This is a genomic window from Rhizobium mongolense subsp. loessense (assembly GCF_900099775.1).
In the GTDB taxonomy this organism is placed as follows: Bacteria; Pseudomonadota; Alphaproteobacteria; order Rhizobiales; family Rhizobiaceae; genus Rhizobium; species Rhizobium loessense.
Genome location: NZ_FMTM01000017.1, coordinates 1 through 18,113 on the forward strand (window position 1 = coordinate 1; position 18,113 = coordinate 18,113).

Consider the following 18,113-nt stretch of genomic DNA (forward strand, 5'->3'; position numbering starts at 1 on the left):
CTAAACGCCTAACCCGAAAGCCAAACGTCAAAAACCAGTGTAACTTCTCTTGATAAACGTGACCGCCAAAGTCTCTTTCCAGAAGTCTAAATTCCTTCAGACCCCGCAAGCTCCGCCGCCCACGTTTCTCTTTCTTCTCATCTTCAATTGTCAAATAACAGACCAGACAAATCCAGTCACAAGGCAAAAGCCGAAACCCAAAAGTCCCAGCCCCAATCAGCAATCCAGCCAATCCGGAAACCCAAGAGCGAAGGACATCGTCGCCAGCAGCGCCGCCGCCCTCGTTCAGTGACGCGGCTTATACGGCTAACCCTCAGACATAGTCAACAGGCCTTTTTGGAAAAAAATGAAATTTCTCTCATTCAGTTGATTTTAAAGCGAAATTCGCCTTGATGGTCCTTACGGCGCCCTCCAAGGCTCTGTTTTTATGCCCGCAGGTGGCCATTCCGGTTGAACGCCGGTAAAAATTACCTTCGGCCATGGTTCCGCCCTCACAAGATCACAATCGGGTGGTCTCAGAAGGACGCATGATTCACGCAGGTATGGGCGCCTAGATTGCGCCCTGCAGCGTGATTTGACTTCCATGCCCGAAATATGCACATCTTTCGGCCCAGCAGAGCAGCCCGAGTAAGCCCATGAAAGGACGCGGATAAACCTGCCATGATGACGGAGAAGATGATGATCCGCTCGTTGGGTAACGAGCCTCCGCTTCTCGCCGATGGCAGGCGCGCACCCGACAAGCGTGAGGTTTCTCTACGCTGGCTTTCGGGCACGTTCCTCACTGGCATCACATCGAGCGTGCTGATGGGTGTCGCGCTCTTTGCCGCCCTTGATGGCCGTCAGCAGCTTGCGATCCCCGCCGAGGCCTTTGCCAGCATCAATACCCATGAAGATAGCGCCGTTACCCGCGGTGGACGGCTGATCGCCCCCGCGATCGCCGCCAAACCTTCGGACCGGGCAATCATGGAAGTGTCGACGGTCGTCCATGACGGTGACAAGGAAATCGTCCGCCGCCAGCCCTTCTCGCATGTAAAGATGCGGCTCGCCGCCAATCACGTGGCGACCGAGGATTATCCGGATTTCGACGCGCTTGCGATCTTCGCGGCCGATGAGGCGCAGCCCGCACCGGCCGCGCGGACCGGCGCGATTTATGGCTCGGATGTTGAATCCGAGGTGAGCCTCAAGACCGTTCCCTTCCCAATCGGAAAGAGCGACTTTCAGGCGGCGCCAGGGATGACTCTGGATGAAGTCGAGGAGAATGTTCGCTCGAACGGTTCGGCGCTGACTGACGGGGCCACTCAAGTCGCGGCGCTCTACTACGTCGACCCTCAGCGCTTTTCGAACGAGGACAACGATGTAGATCTGACATCAGGCCTGTCGGCCCGTGTTCTCGAGCAGAACATGACGGTGTCCGCGCCGGAATCGATCACGCCGCAGACCGAGGAATTTGCCGACGACATCGTGCCGGCCCGGCAGGACGTCACCATCGTCAAGGCGCTGATGGATTCCGGCTATCCCGAGCCGCAGGCGAAGATGCTCTCTGCCAACCTCGCGCCGCCACTCGGCAGCGACGAGCTCGCCAAGGGCGACGTCCTGCGTGTCGGCATCATTCAGAAGGGCGAACAGGCCAAACTCATCCGCGCCAGCGTCTATCGTGGCACCCGTCATCTCGTCACGATCGCTCTCGATGACAAGAGCCGCTTCGTTGAGGCGAGTGAGCCGCCCAGGCTTGACGCGATCGCAACTGCCTTCGATGACAATTCGCTGTCGGTTCCCGCTGGCCAGAACCTGCCGCGCGTTTATGACGGCATTTATCGCGCCGCTCTTTCCTACGGCATGACCAAGGATATGACGGCGCTGATCATCAAGCTGCTCGCGGCAAATGTTGATTTCCAGGCGCAACTGAGGCCGACCGATTTCCTCGAGGCCTTTTTCTCCGTCGCCGATTCAAGCGGCCGCGCGACGCCGAATTCCGAACTGCTTTACGTCAATGCCCGTTTTGGCGATACGGTGACTCGCTTCTACCGCTTCCAGGATGTGGACGGAAACGTCGATTACTTCGATCAGGACGGCAAAAGCATCCGTCAGTTCTTGCTGCGCAACCCGGTGCCAAACGGCATTTTCAAGTCCGGTTTCGGCATGCGACGCCACCCGATCCTGGGTTTTGCCCGCATGCATACGGGCGTCGACTGGGCCGCTCCCCGCGGTACGCCGATCATCGCGACCGGCAATGGCACGGTCGAGAAGGCCGGCTGGGATTCCGGCGGCTATGGCAATCAGACGATCGTCCGTCATGCCAATGGATACGAGTCCTCCTACAACCACCAGAGCGCCATTGCCAAAGGCATCGTGCCTGGAGCCAAAGTTCGCCAGGGCCAGGTGATCGGCTGGGTCGGCACCACTGGCGAATCCACCGGACCGCATCTGCACTACGAGATGATCGTCAACGGCACCAAGGTCGATCCGCTCCGCATCCGCCTGCCGGGCGGCAAGTCGCTGGCCGGCGAAGCACTGGCTAAATTCCAGGACGAGCGCAAGCGCATCGATACCCTCCTGAATAACCAGCCGGTCGATCAGATCGCCAGCAAGTAGGCCAAATAAAAATGGCGGCCGGAGCCGCCATTTGCTTTCCCGGATGCCGGTCGTTACGCTGCTGCTTCACTGACGGCGGAATTGCGCGAGCGGAACAGCAAGCGGTCGGAGCCATTGGTGACCTTAACCGTCGATCCGTCCGGCACCTGGCCGGAGAGAATCTGCTCGGCGAGCGGATCCTGGACATACTTCTGGATCACCCGCTTCAATGGACGCGCGCCATAGACCGGATCGTAGCCTTTGTTGGCAAGCCAACTGCGGGCATCGTCATCGAGCTCGATCGTGATCTTGCGCTCGGCCAGCAACGCCACCAGCCGTTTCAGCTGGATATCGACAATCGCGCCCATCTCATCGCGCTTCAGGCGATGGAAGAGAATGATCTCGTCGACGCGGTTCAGGAATTCCGGCCGGAAATTGGCGCGCACGACCTCCATCACCTGCTCGCGAACCGTGTCGCTGTCCTGGCCCTCGCCCAGTTGGGTGAGGTATTCGGCACCGAGATTCGAGGTCATGATGATCATCGTATTGCGGAAGTCGACCGTGCGGCCCTGGCCGTCCGTCAGGCGCCCCTCATCCAGCACCTGCAGCAGGATGTTGAAGACGTCGTGATGCGCCTTCTCGATCTCGTCGAAGAGCACGACCTGATAGGGACGGCGGCGGACAGCTTCCGTCAATGCGCCGCCTTCCTCGTAGCCGACATAGCCGGGAGGGGCGCCGATCAGCCGGGCCACGGAGTGTTTTTCCATGTATTCCGACATGTCCATACGCACCATCGCCGTCTCGTCGTCGAACAGGAAGCGGGCGAGCGCCTTGGTAAGCTCCGTCTTGCCGACGCCGGTCGGGCCCAAGAAGATGAATGAGCCGATCGGCCGGTTGGGGTCCTGCAGCCCGGCGCGCGCGCGGCGAACGGCACGCGATACGGCTTGCACCGCATCGCCCTGGCCGATGACCGAAGTCGCCAGTTCGTCTTCCATCCTGAGCAGCTTCTCGCGTTCGCCTTCCAGCATCTTGTCGACGGGAATGCCGGTCCAGCGGGAAACAACATGGGCGACATTGTCCGGGGTCACGACCTCCTGCACCATGGCACTGCGGTCGCCATCCTGGCTTTCTGCATCGGCCAGTTGCTTCTCCAGCTCCGGAATGACGCCATAGGTCAATTCGCCGGCGCGCTGGAACTCACCCTTGCGCTGGGCGATTGCCAGTTCGTTGCGGGCGTCGTCGAGCTTCTTTTTGAGATCGGCGGCAAGACCGAGCTTCTGCTTTTCCGATTGCCAGCGGGCCGTCAGAGCGTTGGCCTTCTCCTCCAGGTCCGTCAATTCGGCATCAAGCCGCGTCAGACGGTCGGCGGAAGCCGCATCCGTTTCCTTCTTCAGCGCTTCGCGCTCGATTTTAAGCTGCATGATGCGGCGATCTAACTCGTCGAGCTCTTCGGGCTTCGAATCCACCTGCATGCGCAACCGCGCGGCCGCCTCGTCCATCAGGTCGATCGCCTTGTCGGGCAGGAAGCGATCGGTGATGTAGCGGTTCGACAGCGTCGCAGCCGCCACCAGCGACGAGTCCGAAATGCGAACCTTGTGGTGCTGCTCGTATTTTTCCTTGAGACCGCGAAGGATCGAGATCGTGTCCTCCACCGTCGGTTCATCGACCATGACGGGCTGGAAGCGGCGGGCGAGTGCTGCGTCCTTCTCGACATGCTTGCGGTACTCGTCGAGCGTCGTGGCACCGACGCAATGCAACTCGCCGCGCGCAAGCGCTGGCTTCAGCAGGTTGGAAGCGTCCATCGCTCCATCCGCCTTACCGGCGCCGACGAGCGTGTGCATTTCGTCGATGAAAAGGATGATCTCGCCGTTCTCCGACTGCACTTCGTTGAGCACAGCCTTCAGCCGTTCTTCGAATTCGCCGCGATACTTTGCACCTGCAATCAGCGCGCCCATGTCGAGCGCCATCAGCTTCTTGTCCTTGAGAGACTCTGGCACGTCGCCGTTGACGATGCGTAGTGCCAGTCCTTCGACGATTGCCGTCTTGCCGACGCCAGGCTCGCCGATCAGCACCGGGTTATTCTTGGTGCGGCGGGAGAGGACCTGGATTGTGCGGCGGATTTCGTCATCGCGGCCGATCACCGGATCGAGCTTGCCCTCGCGGGCCTCGCCGGTCAGATCGCGGGCGTATTTCTTCAGGGAATCGAAGCCTTGTTCCGCATTGGCGGAGTCGGCCGTGCGCCCTTTTCGAATATCGTTGATAACCTGATTGAGGCTCTGCGCCGTCACGCCAGCATTCTTCAGCGTTGCTGAGGTCGAAGCGGAAGTCTCGATCGCCAAGGCCTGGAGCAACCGCTCGACCGTGACGAAGCTGTCGCCGGCTTTCTTGGCGGCCTCTTCAGCCGTAGAAAAAACTCTAGCGAGCGGTTGAGCGAGATAAATGTTGCCGTTGCCGCCGGAAACCTTCGGCAGCTTTGCCAGCGCTGCATCGTTTGCAAGCCGCACGGCCTTGGCATCGCCGCCGGCGCGTTCGATCAGCGAAGCGGCCATGCCTTGATCGTCGTCAAGCAGGACCTTGAGGACGTGTTCCGGCGTGAATTGCTGGTGACCCTGCGCCAAGGCATAGGTCTGGGCGGACTGAACGAAACCGCGCACCCGCTCGGAATACTTTTCGATATTCATATTCTACCTCCATGGATCGCCCTGCCCTTATAAGGCACAGACCGATGATTGAGATTGAGCTCCCTCAAAAGGCGAGCCGTCGCTTCATCTTTTTGGACATTGAACGAAGCATTCGAGGACGAATATGGGATGGATTTTTGCGAGTTTAAAGAGCCCGGAACCACGAAACCCGGGCCGAAGAGTCCTCCGCGAAGTCGCGGCACGGCCTGATGGCACGAACGTTCAAGACCCGATTGTAGCGCTGCTGGTATGCCTAGCAGCTTCCTAAACAGCAGAGCGTTGATGACCTTGGAGCAAACGATTGCATTTCTGACCTTTTCAGTCGTCGGCGCCATCACGCCCGGCCCGAGCAACGTCATGATCATGGCGACCGGCCCACTCGTGGGTTTGACACGGGGCCTGCCATGCGTGTTCGGTGCTGCATTGGGAATGTCGTCGCTATTCTTCTGTGCGGGGCTCGGCCTTGCGCAGTTGTTTCTGCTTTATCCGCTTACGCTGGCGATCATGAATCTGATCGGCGCTGCCTTTTTGTTTTGGCTGGCCTGGAAAATCGCGACCGCGGCGGACGTGACGCAGGCGAAAGGCGACACGAAAGCCGTTTGCTTTCTGCAAGCGGCGGCGTTTCAATGGATGAATCCGAAGGGCTGGCTGGTTGCCGTGAGTGGGATTGCCGCCTACTCCGGCGCATCTCCAGGAAGCGCTTTCGGCTTGGCCGCAACCTTCGCAGTGCTATTTTTTTTGGCAGCCTTCCCGAGTGGTCTCGCCTGGTTAATAGCTGGCGCATTGATGCAGAAACTGCTTCAAGACGCGCGCATTGCGCGCGCCTTCAATATCGTGATGGCAATCGTACTCGCCGGCTCTGTCGCGACAATTTTCGTGTGAGCCGGAGACGGCAGCCTTATTCCGTAGCCGCTTCGACCAGAGCGGGTGCTTCGGCGGAAGCGGCCTCGCCCTCGCCTTCGGCACGGCGCGGACGGCGCGGGCGGTTGCTGGCGTTACGGCGGCGTGGCTGGCGTTCGCGCTGCTGGCTGCCTTCTTCCTCCATGGAGACTTCGGCCGGAATGCCTTCGATTTCCGGCTGAGGGCCGGTTCCGTCGTTGGTTTCCTGAGCCGGCGCCGGTAGAGAAGCGGGAGCTTCTGCGCGCTGTTCGCGACGATGCTGCTCGCGCGGCGGCTGAACGACGACGGCATCATCGCTGTCTACCGTATCCAGTTCGTCGCCATCGCGCTCGCCACCTTCGCGGTCGGTATATTCGTTCCGATCGTCGCGCTGGAAACGTTCCTGCATCTGCGTCTGGGCGGCCGCAATGATGCGGTAATAGTGCTCTGCGTGCTGCAGGTAGTTCTCCGCTATGACGCGGTCACCGGAGCTCTGGGCATCGCGGGCAAGCTGCGAATATTTTTCAGCAATATGCTGAGCCGTACCGCGGATCTTCACGTCGGGGCCGGAGCTGTCGTAGGTCCGCGTCAGCGGATTGCCACCCTTGCGGTTGAAATTATTGTTGTTATTTCCGCCGCCGTTATTGTTACTGCCACGCCCTCGACCGCGCTTGTTCTGCTGTCCTGGCCTCATAGATCGTTCACCTGAATTCTCTGTTTGTGTGGAGTTATGGCACCAACCGCCGTGGCCGGTAAACCGGCTCAGGGCCTTCGTGCCGCAAGCATAATGCGCCTTCGCGCCGACCTGCCGCTTGTTCTCAAGTCATATTGACTGATTCACGCATTGGGTCGTGTTCAACCTTTGAAACTCTCGTTTAAAAGAGTGGACCCCCGAGGCCGACCAAGTACCGAACGAATCGACGTTCCTTCTTGACTGCCCAACGCGTGAGCGCAACCTATATCGCTTCCCCGGGAAATCCAAGCCTTTTCTTCGCAATAGCAGTAATGTCCTGTTCAATGCTGCAATTTGTTGCTCAAGCGATGGGTGCGAACACGAGCACCCGGTCATTTTGGCCATAATCCTTTGCGGATCCGACGCATTTGAAACCTGCAGCCTCGAAGACCGCCGTTACGTGATTCCGCTGGTCGTAGCCGATTTCCAGTCCTATGACGCCGTTCGGCTGCATGAACCTCGCCGCATCCTTGGCTATCGCTTTGTATGCGTCAAGCCCATCGGGGCCACCATCCAGAGCCGCCGCCGGATCAAATTTCGTCACTTCAGGAGCGAGATTGTCAATGACATTGGAAGCAATATAGGGCGGATTTGAGACGATTGCGTGAAACGTACCGTGAATGTTTTGAAACCAACTTGATTGCACAGTCTCAAACCGTTCGTTCAATCCGTTTCTTGCAGCGTTTGTTTCAGCCGTCCTGAGGGCATCTGCGGATACATCGCTTCCGATACCCGACGCTTCCGGAAATTCGCTCAAAAGCGCAAGGCATATTGCCCCGGTTCCGGTTCCTAGATCAAGGATATGGAGATGTTCCTCCGTCTTTGCAAGGGTTCTTAAATAAGGAAGCATCGTATCGACGAGAACTTCCGTGTCTGGCCGCGGCTCCAACGTCTCGGCGGAAAGCGAAAGCGGTAGACCGTAAAACTCCCGCTCGCCGAGAATACGGTGGACCGGCTCATGCGCTAGCCGCCGTTCCACAGCCACCGGGATCAGCGCCGCTTTATCGGCAGCGACGGGCTCATTACCGCGTGAGAGCATTTCGGTCGAGGAGAACTTCAGCAATCCGGCAACGAGCAGCCTTGCATCCGTTGCGGGATCGGCGATACCGGCCTCGGTGAAGCGGCGGCGGACTTCGGCGAGAACTTCAGAAACCGTCGGCCGCGCTCCCGTCATTGCTGCTCGCCAAGTTGAGCCAGCTGGCTTGCCTGATAATCGGCAAGCAGGGCATCCACCACTTCATTGATCTCGCCTTCCATCATCCGGTCGAGCTTGTAGAGCGTCAGATTGATGCGATGATCGGTGATGCGGCCCTGCGGATAATTGTAGGTGCGTATCCGCTCCGAGCGGTCGCCGGAGCCGACCTGGCTCTTGCGATCGGCGGAACGTTCGCTATCGGCCCTTTGCCGTTCGGCATCATAGAGCCTCGAACGCAGTACCTGCATCGCCTTGGCGCGGTTCTGGTGCTGTGACTTTTCCGAACTGGTGACGACGATGCCCGTCGGCAGATGCGTGATACGCACCGCAGAATCCGTGGTGTTGACGTGCTGGCCGCCCGCGCCGGATGATCGCATCGTATCAATACGAATGTCTTCCGGCCGGATCTCAATGTCGATTTCTTCGGCTTCCGGCAGCACGGCGACCGTTGCTGCCGACGTATGAATGCGCCCACCCGCTTCCGTTTCGGGCACGCGCTGCACACGATGCACGCCAGACTCGAACTTCAGCTTGGCGAAGACGCCCTTGCCGGTGATCGTGGCGATAATTTCCTTGTAGCCACCAGCTTCCCCCTCGCTTGCAGAAAGGATTTCGACCTTCCAGCCGTTCGCCGCGGCGAAACGCTCATACATGCGAAAAAGATCGCCTGCGAAGAGTGCGGCCTCCGAGCCTCCCGTACCCGCGCGGATTTCAAGGATCGCGCTCTTTTCGTCTGCGGCATCCTTCGGCAGCAGCAGGATTTGGATTTCCTGCTCCAGCGCCTCGATGCGCGCCTTCACATCCGGCAATTCCTGCTCCGCGAGATCGCGCATCTCACGGTCGACGGACCTGTCTTCAAGCAACGCTTCGAGATCGGAAATCTCTGCTTCAGCCTTTTCATAGGCGCGGATCTTGGTGACGACGGGCTGCAGCTCGGAATATTCGGAGGCGAGCTTCACGTAGACGTCCGCCGACGGGCCGGCCGACATTCGCGCTTCGATTTCGCCGAAGCGGCGTTCCAGCTCGCGCATCTTTTCAACGGGAAGCTTCGCCACCCTTCACTCCGATTCTTCTAATAATCTGCTAAAGGGGAATATTGTGGCTCTCGGCGAAGTGGGCAAGCACCTCGCGCATCGGGGTCGTCGCGTGGATATCGTCCAACGCCTCGTTCATGACCTTCGCCAGCGCCGCGGCATCGAGACCAAGTAGCATTGCCTTCACTGGCCCGATCGAGGCCGGCGACATCGACACCGAGCGGAAGCCGAGACCAAGCAGCGCCATCGCCGAGATCGGCTTGCCGGCAAGCTCGCCGCACAATGTCACCGGCGTATTGTTGCGCTCACCGGCTCGCACGATGTCGCGCAAGAGCCTGAGGAACGGCTTGCCCAGCGTATCGAAGCGGTCGGAAACGCGCGCATTGCCGCGATCCACTGCCATAGCGAACTGGAAGAGGTCATTGGAGCCGACCGAGACGAAATCGACAGCCGCCATCAGTTCGTCGAGCTGCCAGAGGAGCGCCGGCACCTCCAGCATCGCACCGAACTGCAGCTTGCGCGGCAGGCCGTGGCCGAAGCGGGAGAGGTGCTGCACTTCCTTCTGCAGAAGCTCGCGAACCGCCGCGATCTCGGAAACCTCGGTCACCATCGGCACCATGAGCTTCAGCTCGGCCCCGGCCGCCGCCTTCAGCATGGCCCGAAGCTGCGTGCGCAAGAGCCCCGGACGGTCGAGCGATAAGCGAATGGCACGCCAGCCGAGTGCCGGATTCTCTTCCTCGTGGCCGCGGAAATAGGGGACAACCTTATCGCCGCCGATATCGAGCGTGCGGAAGGTAACGATGCGGCCTGCCGCCTGCTTCAGCACGTTGCGATAGAAGATTTCCTGCTCCTCGGCCTTCGGCATCGTGGAAGCGATCATGAACTGCAGCTCGGTGCGGAAGAGGCCAATACCTTCGGCACCCGATTCCGCAAGCTGCGGCAGATCGACCAGCAGCCCGGCATTCATCAGCAGCGAAATCCGCTGCCCGTCCCTCGTCAGCGGCTCAACGGAGCGCAGCGCCCGGAACTGCTCCTGCCGGCGCGCGCGGAACCGGACTTTCTCCTCGTAAGACCTCTGATGCTCCGGCAACGGCCTCAGATGCACATGGCCGCCGTCACCATCGATGATCACGGCATCGCCGTTTTCGGCAAGCGCGACAACGCCTGCCGCCTGGCCTATCACCGGAATGCCCATGGCACGAGCGACGATGACGACGTGACTGGTGACAGCACCTTCCTCGAGGACCAAGCCGCGCACATTGGCGCGCGGGTAGTCGAGCAGTTCGGCGGCACCCATGGCGCGCGCGAGGATGATTGCATCATTCGGGAAACCGTCACCTGACGTGTGGCCGGTGTAGCCTGTCAGTTGCCGCAAAAGGCGGTTCGCCAAGTCTTCGAAGTCATGCATGCGCTCGCGGAGATAGGGATCCGTCAAACGTATCATGCGCGCTTTGGTGTCGCTCTGGACTTTTTCGACCGCTGCTTCCGCGGTCAGGCCGTTACGGATCGCCTCTTCGAGCTTCCGCACCCAGCCTTGGTCATGTGCGAACATGCGGTAGGTTTCCAAAACCTCGCGATGCTCGCCCTCCATCGACACGTCGCGGCTCGAAAGCAAGTCGTCGATCGAAATCCGAAGCGAACCCATCGCCTCCGCCAGCCTGCGGATTTCCTTCTCCGAATCTTCGTTGAGAAGATTGGTGACGACGATGCGCGGCTCGTGCAGCACGACATAACCGAGCCCGATGCCTTCGTTATAGGTATCGCCGTTGATCGTGACGGAACGCGTCAGGTCAAGTTCGAGGCCCGGCTTCGTGATCTTCTTGAGCTCGCCGGTGGCGATCATCTCGGCGAGCACCATCGCCGTGGTCTCGAGCGCTTCTAGCTCTTCCTCGCGGTAGGTGCGGCTCGCCTTGTTCTGCACGACGAGAACGCCGAGCGAACGGCCGGTGCGTAGGATCGGCACACCGAGGAAGGAATGGTAGATTTCTTCGCCGGTTTCCGGGAGATAACGAAAAGCGGGATGCGACTGTGCGTCGGAGAGGTTGAGCGGCTGCGCCGAAGCGGCGATCGTCCCGACGAGGCCCTGCCCCATCTTCAATTGCGATAGGTGGACGGCTTCCTTCTTCAGGCCCTCAGTCGCATAAAGTTCGAGAACGCCGTCAGAGCGCAGCACGTAGACGGAGCAAACCTCCGCCACCATGTTGCTGGCGATCTGCCGAACGATCCGGTCGAGACGCTCCTGCGGCTCCAGCGGCTCCGCCATCAACTCGCGCAGCCGCTTGAGCAGCACGCGCGGACCGCCGGATAGGTCTCTCATGGCGTCTCAAGCTCCAAAAACAAAAGCAAAGTAACCCGGCAGACGCCGCGTAACTTCACAACTTAAATGCGGCAGGCCTGCTGGGAATCAATTCTTATCCAGACCGTAGCAGGAATGCAAAGTCCTGACAGCGAGTTCCGCATAAGGACCGTCGATCAGGATGGAAATCTTGATTTCCGAGGTCGTGATCGCCTTGATGTTGATGCCCTTCTCGGCAAGAGCCTTGAAAGCGGTGGCGGCAACACCGGCATGCGAACGCATGCCGATGCCGATGACCGAAACTTTGACCAAGCCCGATTCGTTCTGCACGACATCGTAGCCGATCTTCTCCTTGTTCTCGCCGAGCACCTTGATCGCCTTCTCGACGTCGCCCGAAGGCACAGTGAAGGTCATGTCGGTCTTTGAACCGTCCTCGGAAATGTTCTGGACGATCATGTCGACATTGATGTGGCTCTCGGCGAGGGGGCCGAAGATCGCGGCCGAAACGCCGGGCCGGTCGGCAAGACGGCGAAGCGAGATCTGAGCCTCATCCTTGGCATAGGCGATGCCGGTGACTACTTCTTGTTCCACGATTTCATCCTCGTCACAAATCAGCGTTCCGGGCGGATTCAACAAATCACCCATGCCCGGAGCATCGGGATCTTCGAAAGAGGAGCGCACGAAGGTACGGACCTTGTGCACCATGGCAAGCTCGACTGAGCGGACCTGCAGCACCTTGGCGCCCAGCGAGGCCATTTCGAGCATTTCCTCGAAGGCGATCTTCTTCAGTCGACGCGCCTGCGGCACGATGCGCGGATCGGTCGTATAGACACCGTCGACATCGGTATAGATATCGCAGCGATCGGCTTTGACAGCAGCTGCGATCGCCACCGCCGATGTATCCGAACCGCCGCGGCCAAGCGTCGCTATCCGATTGTCCGGCCCGAGACCCTGGAAGCCGGCGATGACGGCAACCTGACCCTCGCCCATGCGCTTGATGATGTCGGCACCGTCGATTTCAAGGATGCGGGCAGCGCCATGCGCATTGTCCGTGCGGATCGGGATCTGCCAGCCCTGCCAGGAGCGCGCATTGATGTCCATGGCATGCAGCGCGATCGCCAGCAACCCGGAGGTCACCTGCTCACCGGAAGCCACGACCGCGTCATACTCGCGCGCATCGTAGAAAGGTGAATTGGCACCGACCACCTTCGGCGTCCCCTGCACCCAGCCGACCAGCTCGTTAGTCTTGCCGGACATCGCCGACACTACCACCGCAACCTCGTGGCCGGCATCGACTTCACGTTTCACATGGCGGGCAACGTTCTTGATGCGGTCCAGATCAGCGACGGACGTTCCGCCGAATTTCATTACGATGCGTGCCATAAGCCTCTACCAGAGCAAACGCCGGGAGAGACGAAAGCCAGACCCGGCATGACGAAGCCCTGAAAAAAGCATGGCCGAAGGGTCGGATAAGGAGTCCGTGGAACCCTTCTAAGGCCTTGCACCCAAGGGCCCAAGTTGCGGCGTCTCTTAGCGAGTTTGAATGGGGGTGGCAAGGTGGCCGTCGACGGAAACGGAAAGACCCGAGGGGCAATCTCAGCCACCTTGAGGAAATCCGCTGATCGCGCACCGAATTCGGTGTAGGATGTTTTTCATGAGTGAGGCCCGGTCTTTATTCGCACAACTGCGCCAGTCGGCGCAGCCGAAAATCGTCGATGCCATGGAGCGGCTCGTCCACGACGCCCCCGACCGCAAGCTTTGCCGTGTCAATGCGCTTGCCTTCGCAGCCAGCGAGGGCCTCGACGAAGAGCAGGTGGTCAACGCCTTCCTGCATGCGTCCCGCCTCGGCATATTCGATCTGTCATGGAACGTGCTGTGTCCCGGCTGTGGCGGGGTACTCGACGCCAATACCTCGCTGAGGACCGTTCAGAGTGACGAGTATAACTGCGCACTTTGCGCGGCAGGCTACGAGCCGACGCTGGACGAGATGGTTGAAGTCACCTTCACTGTTAGTCCGCGGGTGCGCCGCATTGCCGCTCACAATCCGCACGAATTGCCGCCATTGGAATATTTCCGCCAGATCTATTGGAGTTCGGGTGTCGACCTGCCGGAGGAGGATTTTGAGGCGAGGGTCGACGAATTCGTGCTTGAATCCCTCGAACTGCCGTCAGGAGAGAAGGCCGTCATTTCCCTGCAGCTGCCTGCGGATTTCGTCATCATCTTCGAACCGGTCACCCATGCAGCGCAGTTCCTGGATATCAAAGGCGAGCCAACCAAGGAGCGGCAGAGCCTCTCGCTTGTATTCGATCGCGCACACCGGCATAGCGAGCCCCTTGAGCTGAGGCCGGGTCCGGTGCGCATTTCGGTGGAGAACCACACCGAAGTCCGCACCTTGCCTTCTGTTTGCATAGCGAATGAGGCCCTGCATGGTTTGCTCGGCCGCCGCCGTCCGTTCCTGACTGCCAAGCGCCTGCTCTCCAACCAAACCTTCCGCGACATCTACCGCACCGACACGATAGAAGTGGATCAGCGGTTGAAGATCACCAGTCTGACCTTCCTCTTCACCGATCTCCGCGGTTCGACCGAGCTTTACGAAAGGGTAGGCGACCTCGCGGCATTCGACCTCGTGAAAACGCATTTCAGCATTCTCAACGACATCGTTGGCGCGGAAGCGGGTGCTGTTGTGAAAACAATCGGCGATGCGGTGATGGCCACTTTCCCGACCCCCGACCGGGCGGTCATCGCGGCTATGCAAATGCGCGAGGCGATGCGCAAGCTCAACCATGAACGCGGCAGTGAAGATCTGCTTCTGAAGATCGGCATCCACGAAGGACCATGCATCGCCGTGAACCTGAACGAACGGCAGGATTACTTCGGGCAGACGGTGAACATCGCCTCGCGCGTCCAGCATCTGGCCACATCGCGCGAAATCTTCGCGACCGGCTCGGTGTTGGGCGACCCGCGCGCCTTCAGCCTTCTGACGGATCGCGGCCTCAATCCGATGTCGCAAAAAGTCACACTTCGCGGCATCACCCAAGAAATCAGCATCTTTGCGATTCCGTAAGCAACCTTCCTGGCCTTCGAAGACGGCTCAGCACTCATTGATTTTTGATGATGCTGATGGCGCCGCTCACCTCGAGGATAGCGAAGCGGATGTCCTTGACGCTTTCGACACCTTGTTGATTGCGCGCGGCCTCGAGCACGTCTTCCATCTGCAGCCTGCAGCCGCGCATGGCCTCCTGGTCTGCAACCCCATTCGCAATCAGAATGGTCGGAACACCGTCGATGACCTTGGCCGCAAGTGGTGACCAGCTCTTGAGATAGGAGAGCAGGATATCCGCAAGAAACAGGGTCAAGATCAGCACGATCGCATTGGTTATCGAAAAATCGTCGCCGAGCATCGCCTGCTGCGTCGTCTCGGAGACCACCAACAAGATCACGAGGTCGAACGGCGTCATCTGTGCGAGCGTCCGGCGGCCCGACAGGCGAATGATGACAAGGAGGGCAAAATAGATCGAAAGGCCGCGAATTACGCTTTCCATATCGAGTTCTCCTCACGGAAGGATCAAGACAAGCGGCGCCGAAACGTGATCGCCGATACCGAGACGAATGCGATGAAAGCCCGGCGACTGGGTGTGTAGGCGGAACCTGACATCGATCGGCATGCCTGGATCGCCGGTGAACTGATAGTGGATCAAGCCGGCTTTGGACGTTACCGCCTTTGGTGGCGGATCGATGCCCTCGACGAAGAAGCCCTTCAGAAACGCTGCATCGACTGTGAAGACGCAATCCACATCGCCGGGTCCGAATCGAACATGGATCTCGTCCGGCGCATTCCATCGCGAGATGGCTGGGTAGTCGACCGTTCCTTGCGGCGTTTCCACCGAGACGCGGGAAAGATATCCGCCCTTTCCCAACGCGCCGAAGAGGCAGCTCGCGAGGATAAGGCCGAAGACAAACCAGGCGGCGCGCTGAATGATCCAGACCCGCCGTTGAAAGTCCCGATGTTCAGTGACGCCGTCGGGCAAAAAGTCGCTGCCGGTCCTTTTGTTCGTCATCTGCGCCGCCTTTATCCGCCTGCGAGATAACGCCGCGGGCCGCAACGAGTTTCAAAAATTCAAGGAACCCAACCTATGCCGAGTTGAAAGGTCGGAGGTTCCAATGAAACAGAGGACCGCTCGGAAATTGGCGCCATATGTCGACATGCAGCGCCTATGCTGCAGGCGGCGAAACCGACGTGTGCGTGATGGCGACGACGATTGATCTCGGCTATCGCGTCATCCGTGTCGAAGATGCGTTCTGCAGCAACGACGACCAAACCTTTGATGCCTCGCTGGAACCTCTGAGAAATCGCCTCTCCGTTCAGCTCGAGGTGATTGCAACGGATGACTTTTTGCAGCAAGCACGTGGTTGATCGAGCATGCTTCACTATATCCGTTGAAACTAGAGCCGCATAAGAAAGCACGCACTCCTTCACGCCGGCAGAAGCCACGATGAGCAAGCCACTGGAAACCGCCACGCCACATCCGCTGGACCTTCCTGCAATGGAAATCGCAAGCGGCATCTGCCAGGGCCGGTTCGCCTCCGAAAACGTGGTGGCGGAATCGATCCGCCGCGCCAAGGCGGTGCGCGAAACGCTGAATCCGTTCACCGTCCTTCGTGAGGAGCAGGCGCTCGAAGCGGCCCGCGAGGCGGATCGCGCCGTCGCTCGCGGCGAAGCAACCGGCCCACTACACGGTGTACCGTTTGCCGCCAAGGACCTGACGCCGACCGCAGGCGATCTGACGACGCTGGGCTCATGGACAAAGGGCGACTGGGTGCCCGCCGAAACAGCGCTCTGCATCCGCCGTCTTCAAGCCGCGGGTGCCATTCTGATGGGAAAAACGACAACGCCGGAATTCGCCTTTGCGAGCTTCACCGAAAGCCCGCGCTGGGGCGTGACCCGCAACCCGTGGGATCCGGAGCGCACCTGCGGCGGCTCCTCTGGTGGGTCGGCAGTTGCGGTCGCGACCGGCGTCGTGCCCTTCGCGGAGGGCACGGATATGGGCGGCTCTGTGCGTATTCCCTCCGCATTCTGCGGCACGGTCGGTCTGAAACCGAGCCTCGGACGAATTCCGATGACGATCCTCCCAAGTGTTTTCGACAACATCTCGCATTTCGGTCCGCTCGCGCGCACGGTGGGAGACGCCGTCGCCTTCATGGAAGCGGCCTGCGGTCCGAGCGACGAGGACATTTCTTCGCTGCCGATCGGCTTCGTGTCACATGCGGCACGAGACAGCCAGCTGGAAGGCAAGCGTTTCGCACTCTCAATGGACCTCGGTTACTATCGTATCCAGCCCGAGGTCGAGCATGCGATACGTGCTGCTGTCGAGGAATTGCGCCGCGCCGGCGCCATCGTCGATGAAGTCCCGATGCATTGGACGCGGTCGGTTAACGATGAATGGTTCGATCTCTGGTGCGTCTTCATGTCTGGCTTCTTCGGCGAGACGATTACCGAATACCGGGAGAAAATGGATCCCGCCGTCGTAGCAATGATCGAGCGCGGCTTTTCAATGAATGCCACCGCTTACAAGCGCGTGGAACTGCTGCGCACCGCAATGTGGCGCGATATGGCAAAGCTCTTCGAGAGCTACGATGCCCTGCTCTGCCCCACCTGCGCCATTACCGCTCCGCTCGCCAGCGGAACTGACGACGACTATGTCGCGACCTGTCCGGACGGCCGTTTCGCCGGGCTCGACATGACCTGCCCTTTCAACATGCTGCCGCAACTGCCCGCGCTTTCACTGCCGGTCGGTCCCGCAGCAAATGGCATGCCGGTCGGGCTGCAGATCGTCGGACGCCGCTTTGCCGACGAAGACGTCCTGGCGATAGGTGCGGCACTCGAGGCGCGTCTAGCCGTTCCCCGTTTTCCCGCCTCTTGACTTATGCTGCTGATCGTCCGACTTCACTCACGACGAACGCAAGGAGCAGGGTCATGAGCGACGCGGCAAAAAGCACGATCGACCAGAGCGAGGTGGACCGCTTTTCCGCAATGGCAGCGGAATGGTGGAGCCCGACCGGCAAGTTCAGACCGCTGCACAAGTTCAACCCGGTGCGCCTCACCTATATCCGCGACAAGACAGCCGAAAACTTCGGCCGTGACCAGAAGAGTCCGCGTCCGCTGGAGGGCCTGCGCGTGCTTGACATCGGCTGCGGCGGCGGCCTGCTTTCGGAACCCGTCGCCCGCATGGGCGCAAGTGTTGTCGGTGCAGATCCCTCGGAGAAAAACATCGGCATTGCCTCGACACACGCGCAAGCGACTGGCGTCACAGTCGATTACCGCGCAGTCACCGCCGAACAGCTTGCGGAAGCCGGCGAGACCTTCGATATCGTGCTGAACATGGAAGTCGTCGAACATGTCGCCGACGTCGAATTCTTCATGACGACCTGCGCCAGAATGGTGCGCCCCGGCGGGCTGATGTTCGTCGCCACCATCAACCGCACGATGAAGGCCGCCGCACTTGCGATCTTCGCGGCCGAGAACATCCTGCGCTGGCTGCCGCGCGGCACCCATCAATATGAAAAGCTGGTGCGCCCTGAAGAGTTGGAAAAGCCGCTTGCGGCGAGCGGCATGACGATTATCGAGCGCACCGGCGTCTTCTTCAATCCGCTGTCGAACCAGTGGAACCTGTCCAAGGATATGGACGTGAACTACATGCTGCTGGCGAAGCGGCCCGAATAGCGA

The 18,113-nt window shown here is 59.9% G+C and carries 14 protein-coding genes and 1 pseudogene; 6 read left to right on the plus strand and 9 right to left on the minus strand.

The window, feature by feature from the left end:
• A partial coding sequence (locus BLP23_RS34150; protein ID WP_208603219.1) for a hypothetical protein occupies window positions 1-232 on the minus strand: 232 nt, incomplete at its 3' end.
• Window positions 233-660: 428 nt separating this feature from the next.
• Between BLP23_RS34150 and BLP23_RS30340 the strand changes: the two genes are divergently transcribed.
• Complete coding sequence (locus BLP23_RS30340; RefSeq protein WP_092588423.1) at window positions 661-2,592, plus strand: M23 family metallopeptidase; 1,932 nt, start codon at window positions 661-663, stop codon at window positions 2,590-2,592.
• 53 nt (window positions 2,593-2,645) lie between these two features.
• Here the strand turns inward: BLP23_RS30340 and clpB are convergent, their stop codons facing one another.
• Entirely contained in the window at window positions 2,646-5,252 is a 2,607-nt protein-coding gene (clpB, locus tag BLP23_RS30345) for an ATP-dependent chaperone ClpB (RefSeq protein WP_092588424.1), read from the minus strand.
• A gap of 282 nt (window positions 5,253-5,534) precedes the next feature.
• Between clpB and BLP23_RS30350 the strand changes: the two genes are divergently transcribed.
• A complete protein-coding gene (locus BLP23_RS30350; protein ID WP_167364038.1) occupies window positions 5,535-6,134 on the plus strand; it encodes a LysE family translocator in 600 nt (199 codons plus the stop codon).
• A 16-nt stretch (window positions 6,135-6,150) separates the two neighbouring features.
• Here BLP23_RS30350 and BLP23_RS30355 read toward each other — a convergent pair whose 3' ends face one another.
• From BLP23_RS30355 to BLP23_RS30375, 5 genes are all read right to left on the minus strand, one after another.
• Window positions 6,151-6,825: a DUF4167 domain-containing protein gene (locus BLP23_RS30355; RefSeq protein ID WP_092588426.1), complete on the minus strand. Its 675-nt coding sequence runs from the start codon at window positions 6,823-6,825 to the stop codon at window positions 6,151-6,153.
• A gap of 340 nt (window positions 6,826-7,165) precedes the next feature.
• Window positions 7,166-8,038 carry a peptide chain release factor N(5)-glutamine methyltransferase gene (prmC, locus tag BLP23_RS30360; protein WP_092588427.1) on the minus strand — a complete coding sequence of 291 codons (873 nt, stop codon included), beginning with the start codon at window positions 8,036-8,038 and terminating at the stop codon, window positions 7,166-7,168.
• On the minus strand, window positions 8,035-9,114 hold the full coding sequence (gene prfA, locus BLP23_RS30365) for a peptide chain release factor 1 (RefSeq protein ID WP_092588428.1): 1,080 nt from the start codon (window positions 9,112-9,114) through the stop codon (window positions 8,035-8,037). Before prfA ends, prmC begins: the two co-directional genes overlap by 4 nt.
• A gap of 28 nt (window positions 9,115-9,142) precedes the next feature.
• Complete coding sequence (gene ptsP, locus BLP23_RS30370) at window positions 9,143-11,410, minus strand: phosphoenolpyruvate--protein phosphotransferase (RefSeq protein ID WP_092588429.1); 2,268 nt, start codon at window positions 11,408-11,410, stop codon at window positions 9,143-9,145.
• 87 nt (window positions 11,411-11,497) lie between these two features.
• On the minus strand, window positions 11,498-12,772 hold the full coding sequence (locus BLP23_RS30375; RefSeq protein ID WP_092588430.1) for an aspartate kinase: 1,275 nt from the start codon (window positions 12,770-12,772) through the stop codon (window positions 11,498-11,500).
• A 271-nt stretch (window positions 12,773-13,043) separates the two neighbouring features.
• Here BLP23_RS30375 and BLP23_RS30380 point away from each other — a divergent pair, with 271 nt between their 5' ends.
• A complete protein-coding gene (locus tag BLP23_RS30380; protein WP_092588496.1) occupies window positions 13,044-14,453 on the plus strand; it encodes an adenylate/guanylate cyclase domain-containing protein in 1,410 nt (469 codons plus the stop codon).
• Window positions 14,454-14,487: 34 nt separating this feature from the next.
• Here BLP23_RS30380 and BLP23_RS30385 read toward each other — a convergent pair whose 3' ends face one another.
• Both BLP23_RS30385 and BLP23_RS30390 read right to left on the minus strand, forming a co-directional pair.
• Window positions 14,488-14,931, minus strand: coding sequence for a DUF421 domain-containing protein (locus BLP23_RS30385; protein WP_092588431.1), 444 nt, complete (start codon window positions 14,929-14,931; stop codon window positions 14,488-14,490).
• Between the two features lie 12 nt (window positions 14,932-14,943).
• Window positions 14,944-15,447, minus strand: a complete 504-nt coding sequence (locus BLP23_RS30390) for a hypothetical protein (protein ID WP_092588432.1) — start codon at window positions 15,445-15,447, stop codon at window positions 14,944-14,946.
• Window positions 15,448-15,611: 164 nt separating this feature from the next.
• Here BLP23_RS30390 and BLP23_RS30395 point away from each other — a divergent pair.
• The 3 genes and pseudogenes from BLP23_RS30395 to ubiG all read left to right on the plus strand — a co-directional run.
• Window positions 15,612-15,803, plus strand: a pseudogene (locus tag BLP23_RS30395) (cysteine hydrolase); the annotation flags it as partial.
• Between the two features lie 79 nt (window positions 15,804-15,882).
• Window positions 15,883-17,310 (plus strand): amidase, encoded by a 1,428-nt coding sequence (locus BLP23_RS30400; RefSeq protein ID WP_092588434.1) that lies wholly within the window; start codon window positions 15,883-15,885, stop codon window positions 17,308-17,310.
• Window positions 17,311-17,363: 53 nt separating this feature from the next.
• The gene (gene ubiG, locus BLP23_RS30405) at window positions 17,364-18,110 is read left to right on the plus strand and encodes a bifunctional 2-polyprenyl-6-hydroxyphenol methylase/3-demethylubiquinol 3-O-methyltransferase UbiG (protein WP_092588435.1); all 747 of its coding nucleotides are present in this window, start codon (window positions 17,364-17,366) and stop codon (window positions 18,108-18,110) included.
• Window positions 18,111-18,113 lie beyond the last annotated feature (3 nt).

Coding starts and splice junctions, on each gene's coding strand:
- BLP23_RS30340 (WP_092588423.1), top strand. CDS start 661: ATGATGACGGAGAAGATGATGATCCGCTCGTTGGGTAACGAGCCTCCG.
- prmC (WP_092588427.1), bottom strand. CDS start 8,038: ATGACGGGAGCGCGGCCGACGGTTTCTGAAGTTCTCGCCGAAGTCCGC.
- BLP23_RS30355 (WP_092588426.1), bottom strand. CDS start 6,825: ATGAGGCCAGGACAGCAGAACAAGCGCGGTCGAGGGCGTGGCAGTAAC.
- BLP23_RS30350 (WP_167364038.1), top strand. CDS start 5,535: ATGACCTTGGAGCAAACGATTGCATTTCTGACCTTTTCAGTCGTCGGC.
- clpB (WP_092588424.1), bottom strand. CDS start 5,252: ATGAATATCGAAAAGTATTCCGAGCGGGTGCGCGGTTTCGTTCAGTCC.
- ubiG (WP_092588435.1), top strand. CDS start 17,364: ATGAGCGACGCGGCAAAAAGCACGATCGACCAGAGCGAGGTGGACCGC.
- ptsP (WP_092588429.1), bottom strand. CDS start 11,410: ATGAGAGACCTATCCGGCGGTCCGCGCGTGCTGCTCAAGCGGCTGCGC.
- BLP23_RS30375 (WP_092588430.1), bottom strand. CDS start 12,772: ATGGCACGCATCGTAATGAAATTCGGCGGAACGTCCGTCGCTGATCTG.
- BLP23_RS30400 (WP_092588434.1), top strand. CDS start 15,883: ATGAGCAAGCCACTGGAAACCGCCACGCCACATCCGCTGGACCTTCCT.
- BLP23_RS30390 (WP_092588432.1), bottom strand. CDS start 15,447: ATGACGAACAAAAGGACCGGCAGCGACTTTTTGCCCGACGGCGTCACT.
- BLP23_RS30385 (WP_092588431.1), bottom strand. CDS start 14,931: ATGGAAAGCGTAATTCGCGGCCTTTCGATCTATTTTGCCCTCCTTGTC.
- BLP23_RS30380 (WP_092588496.1), top strand. CDS start 13,044: ATGAGTGAGGCCCGGTCTTTATTCGCACAACTGCGCCAGTCGGCGCAG.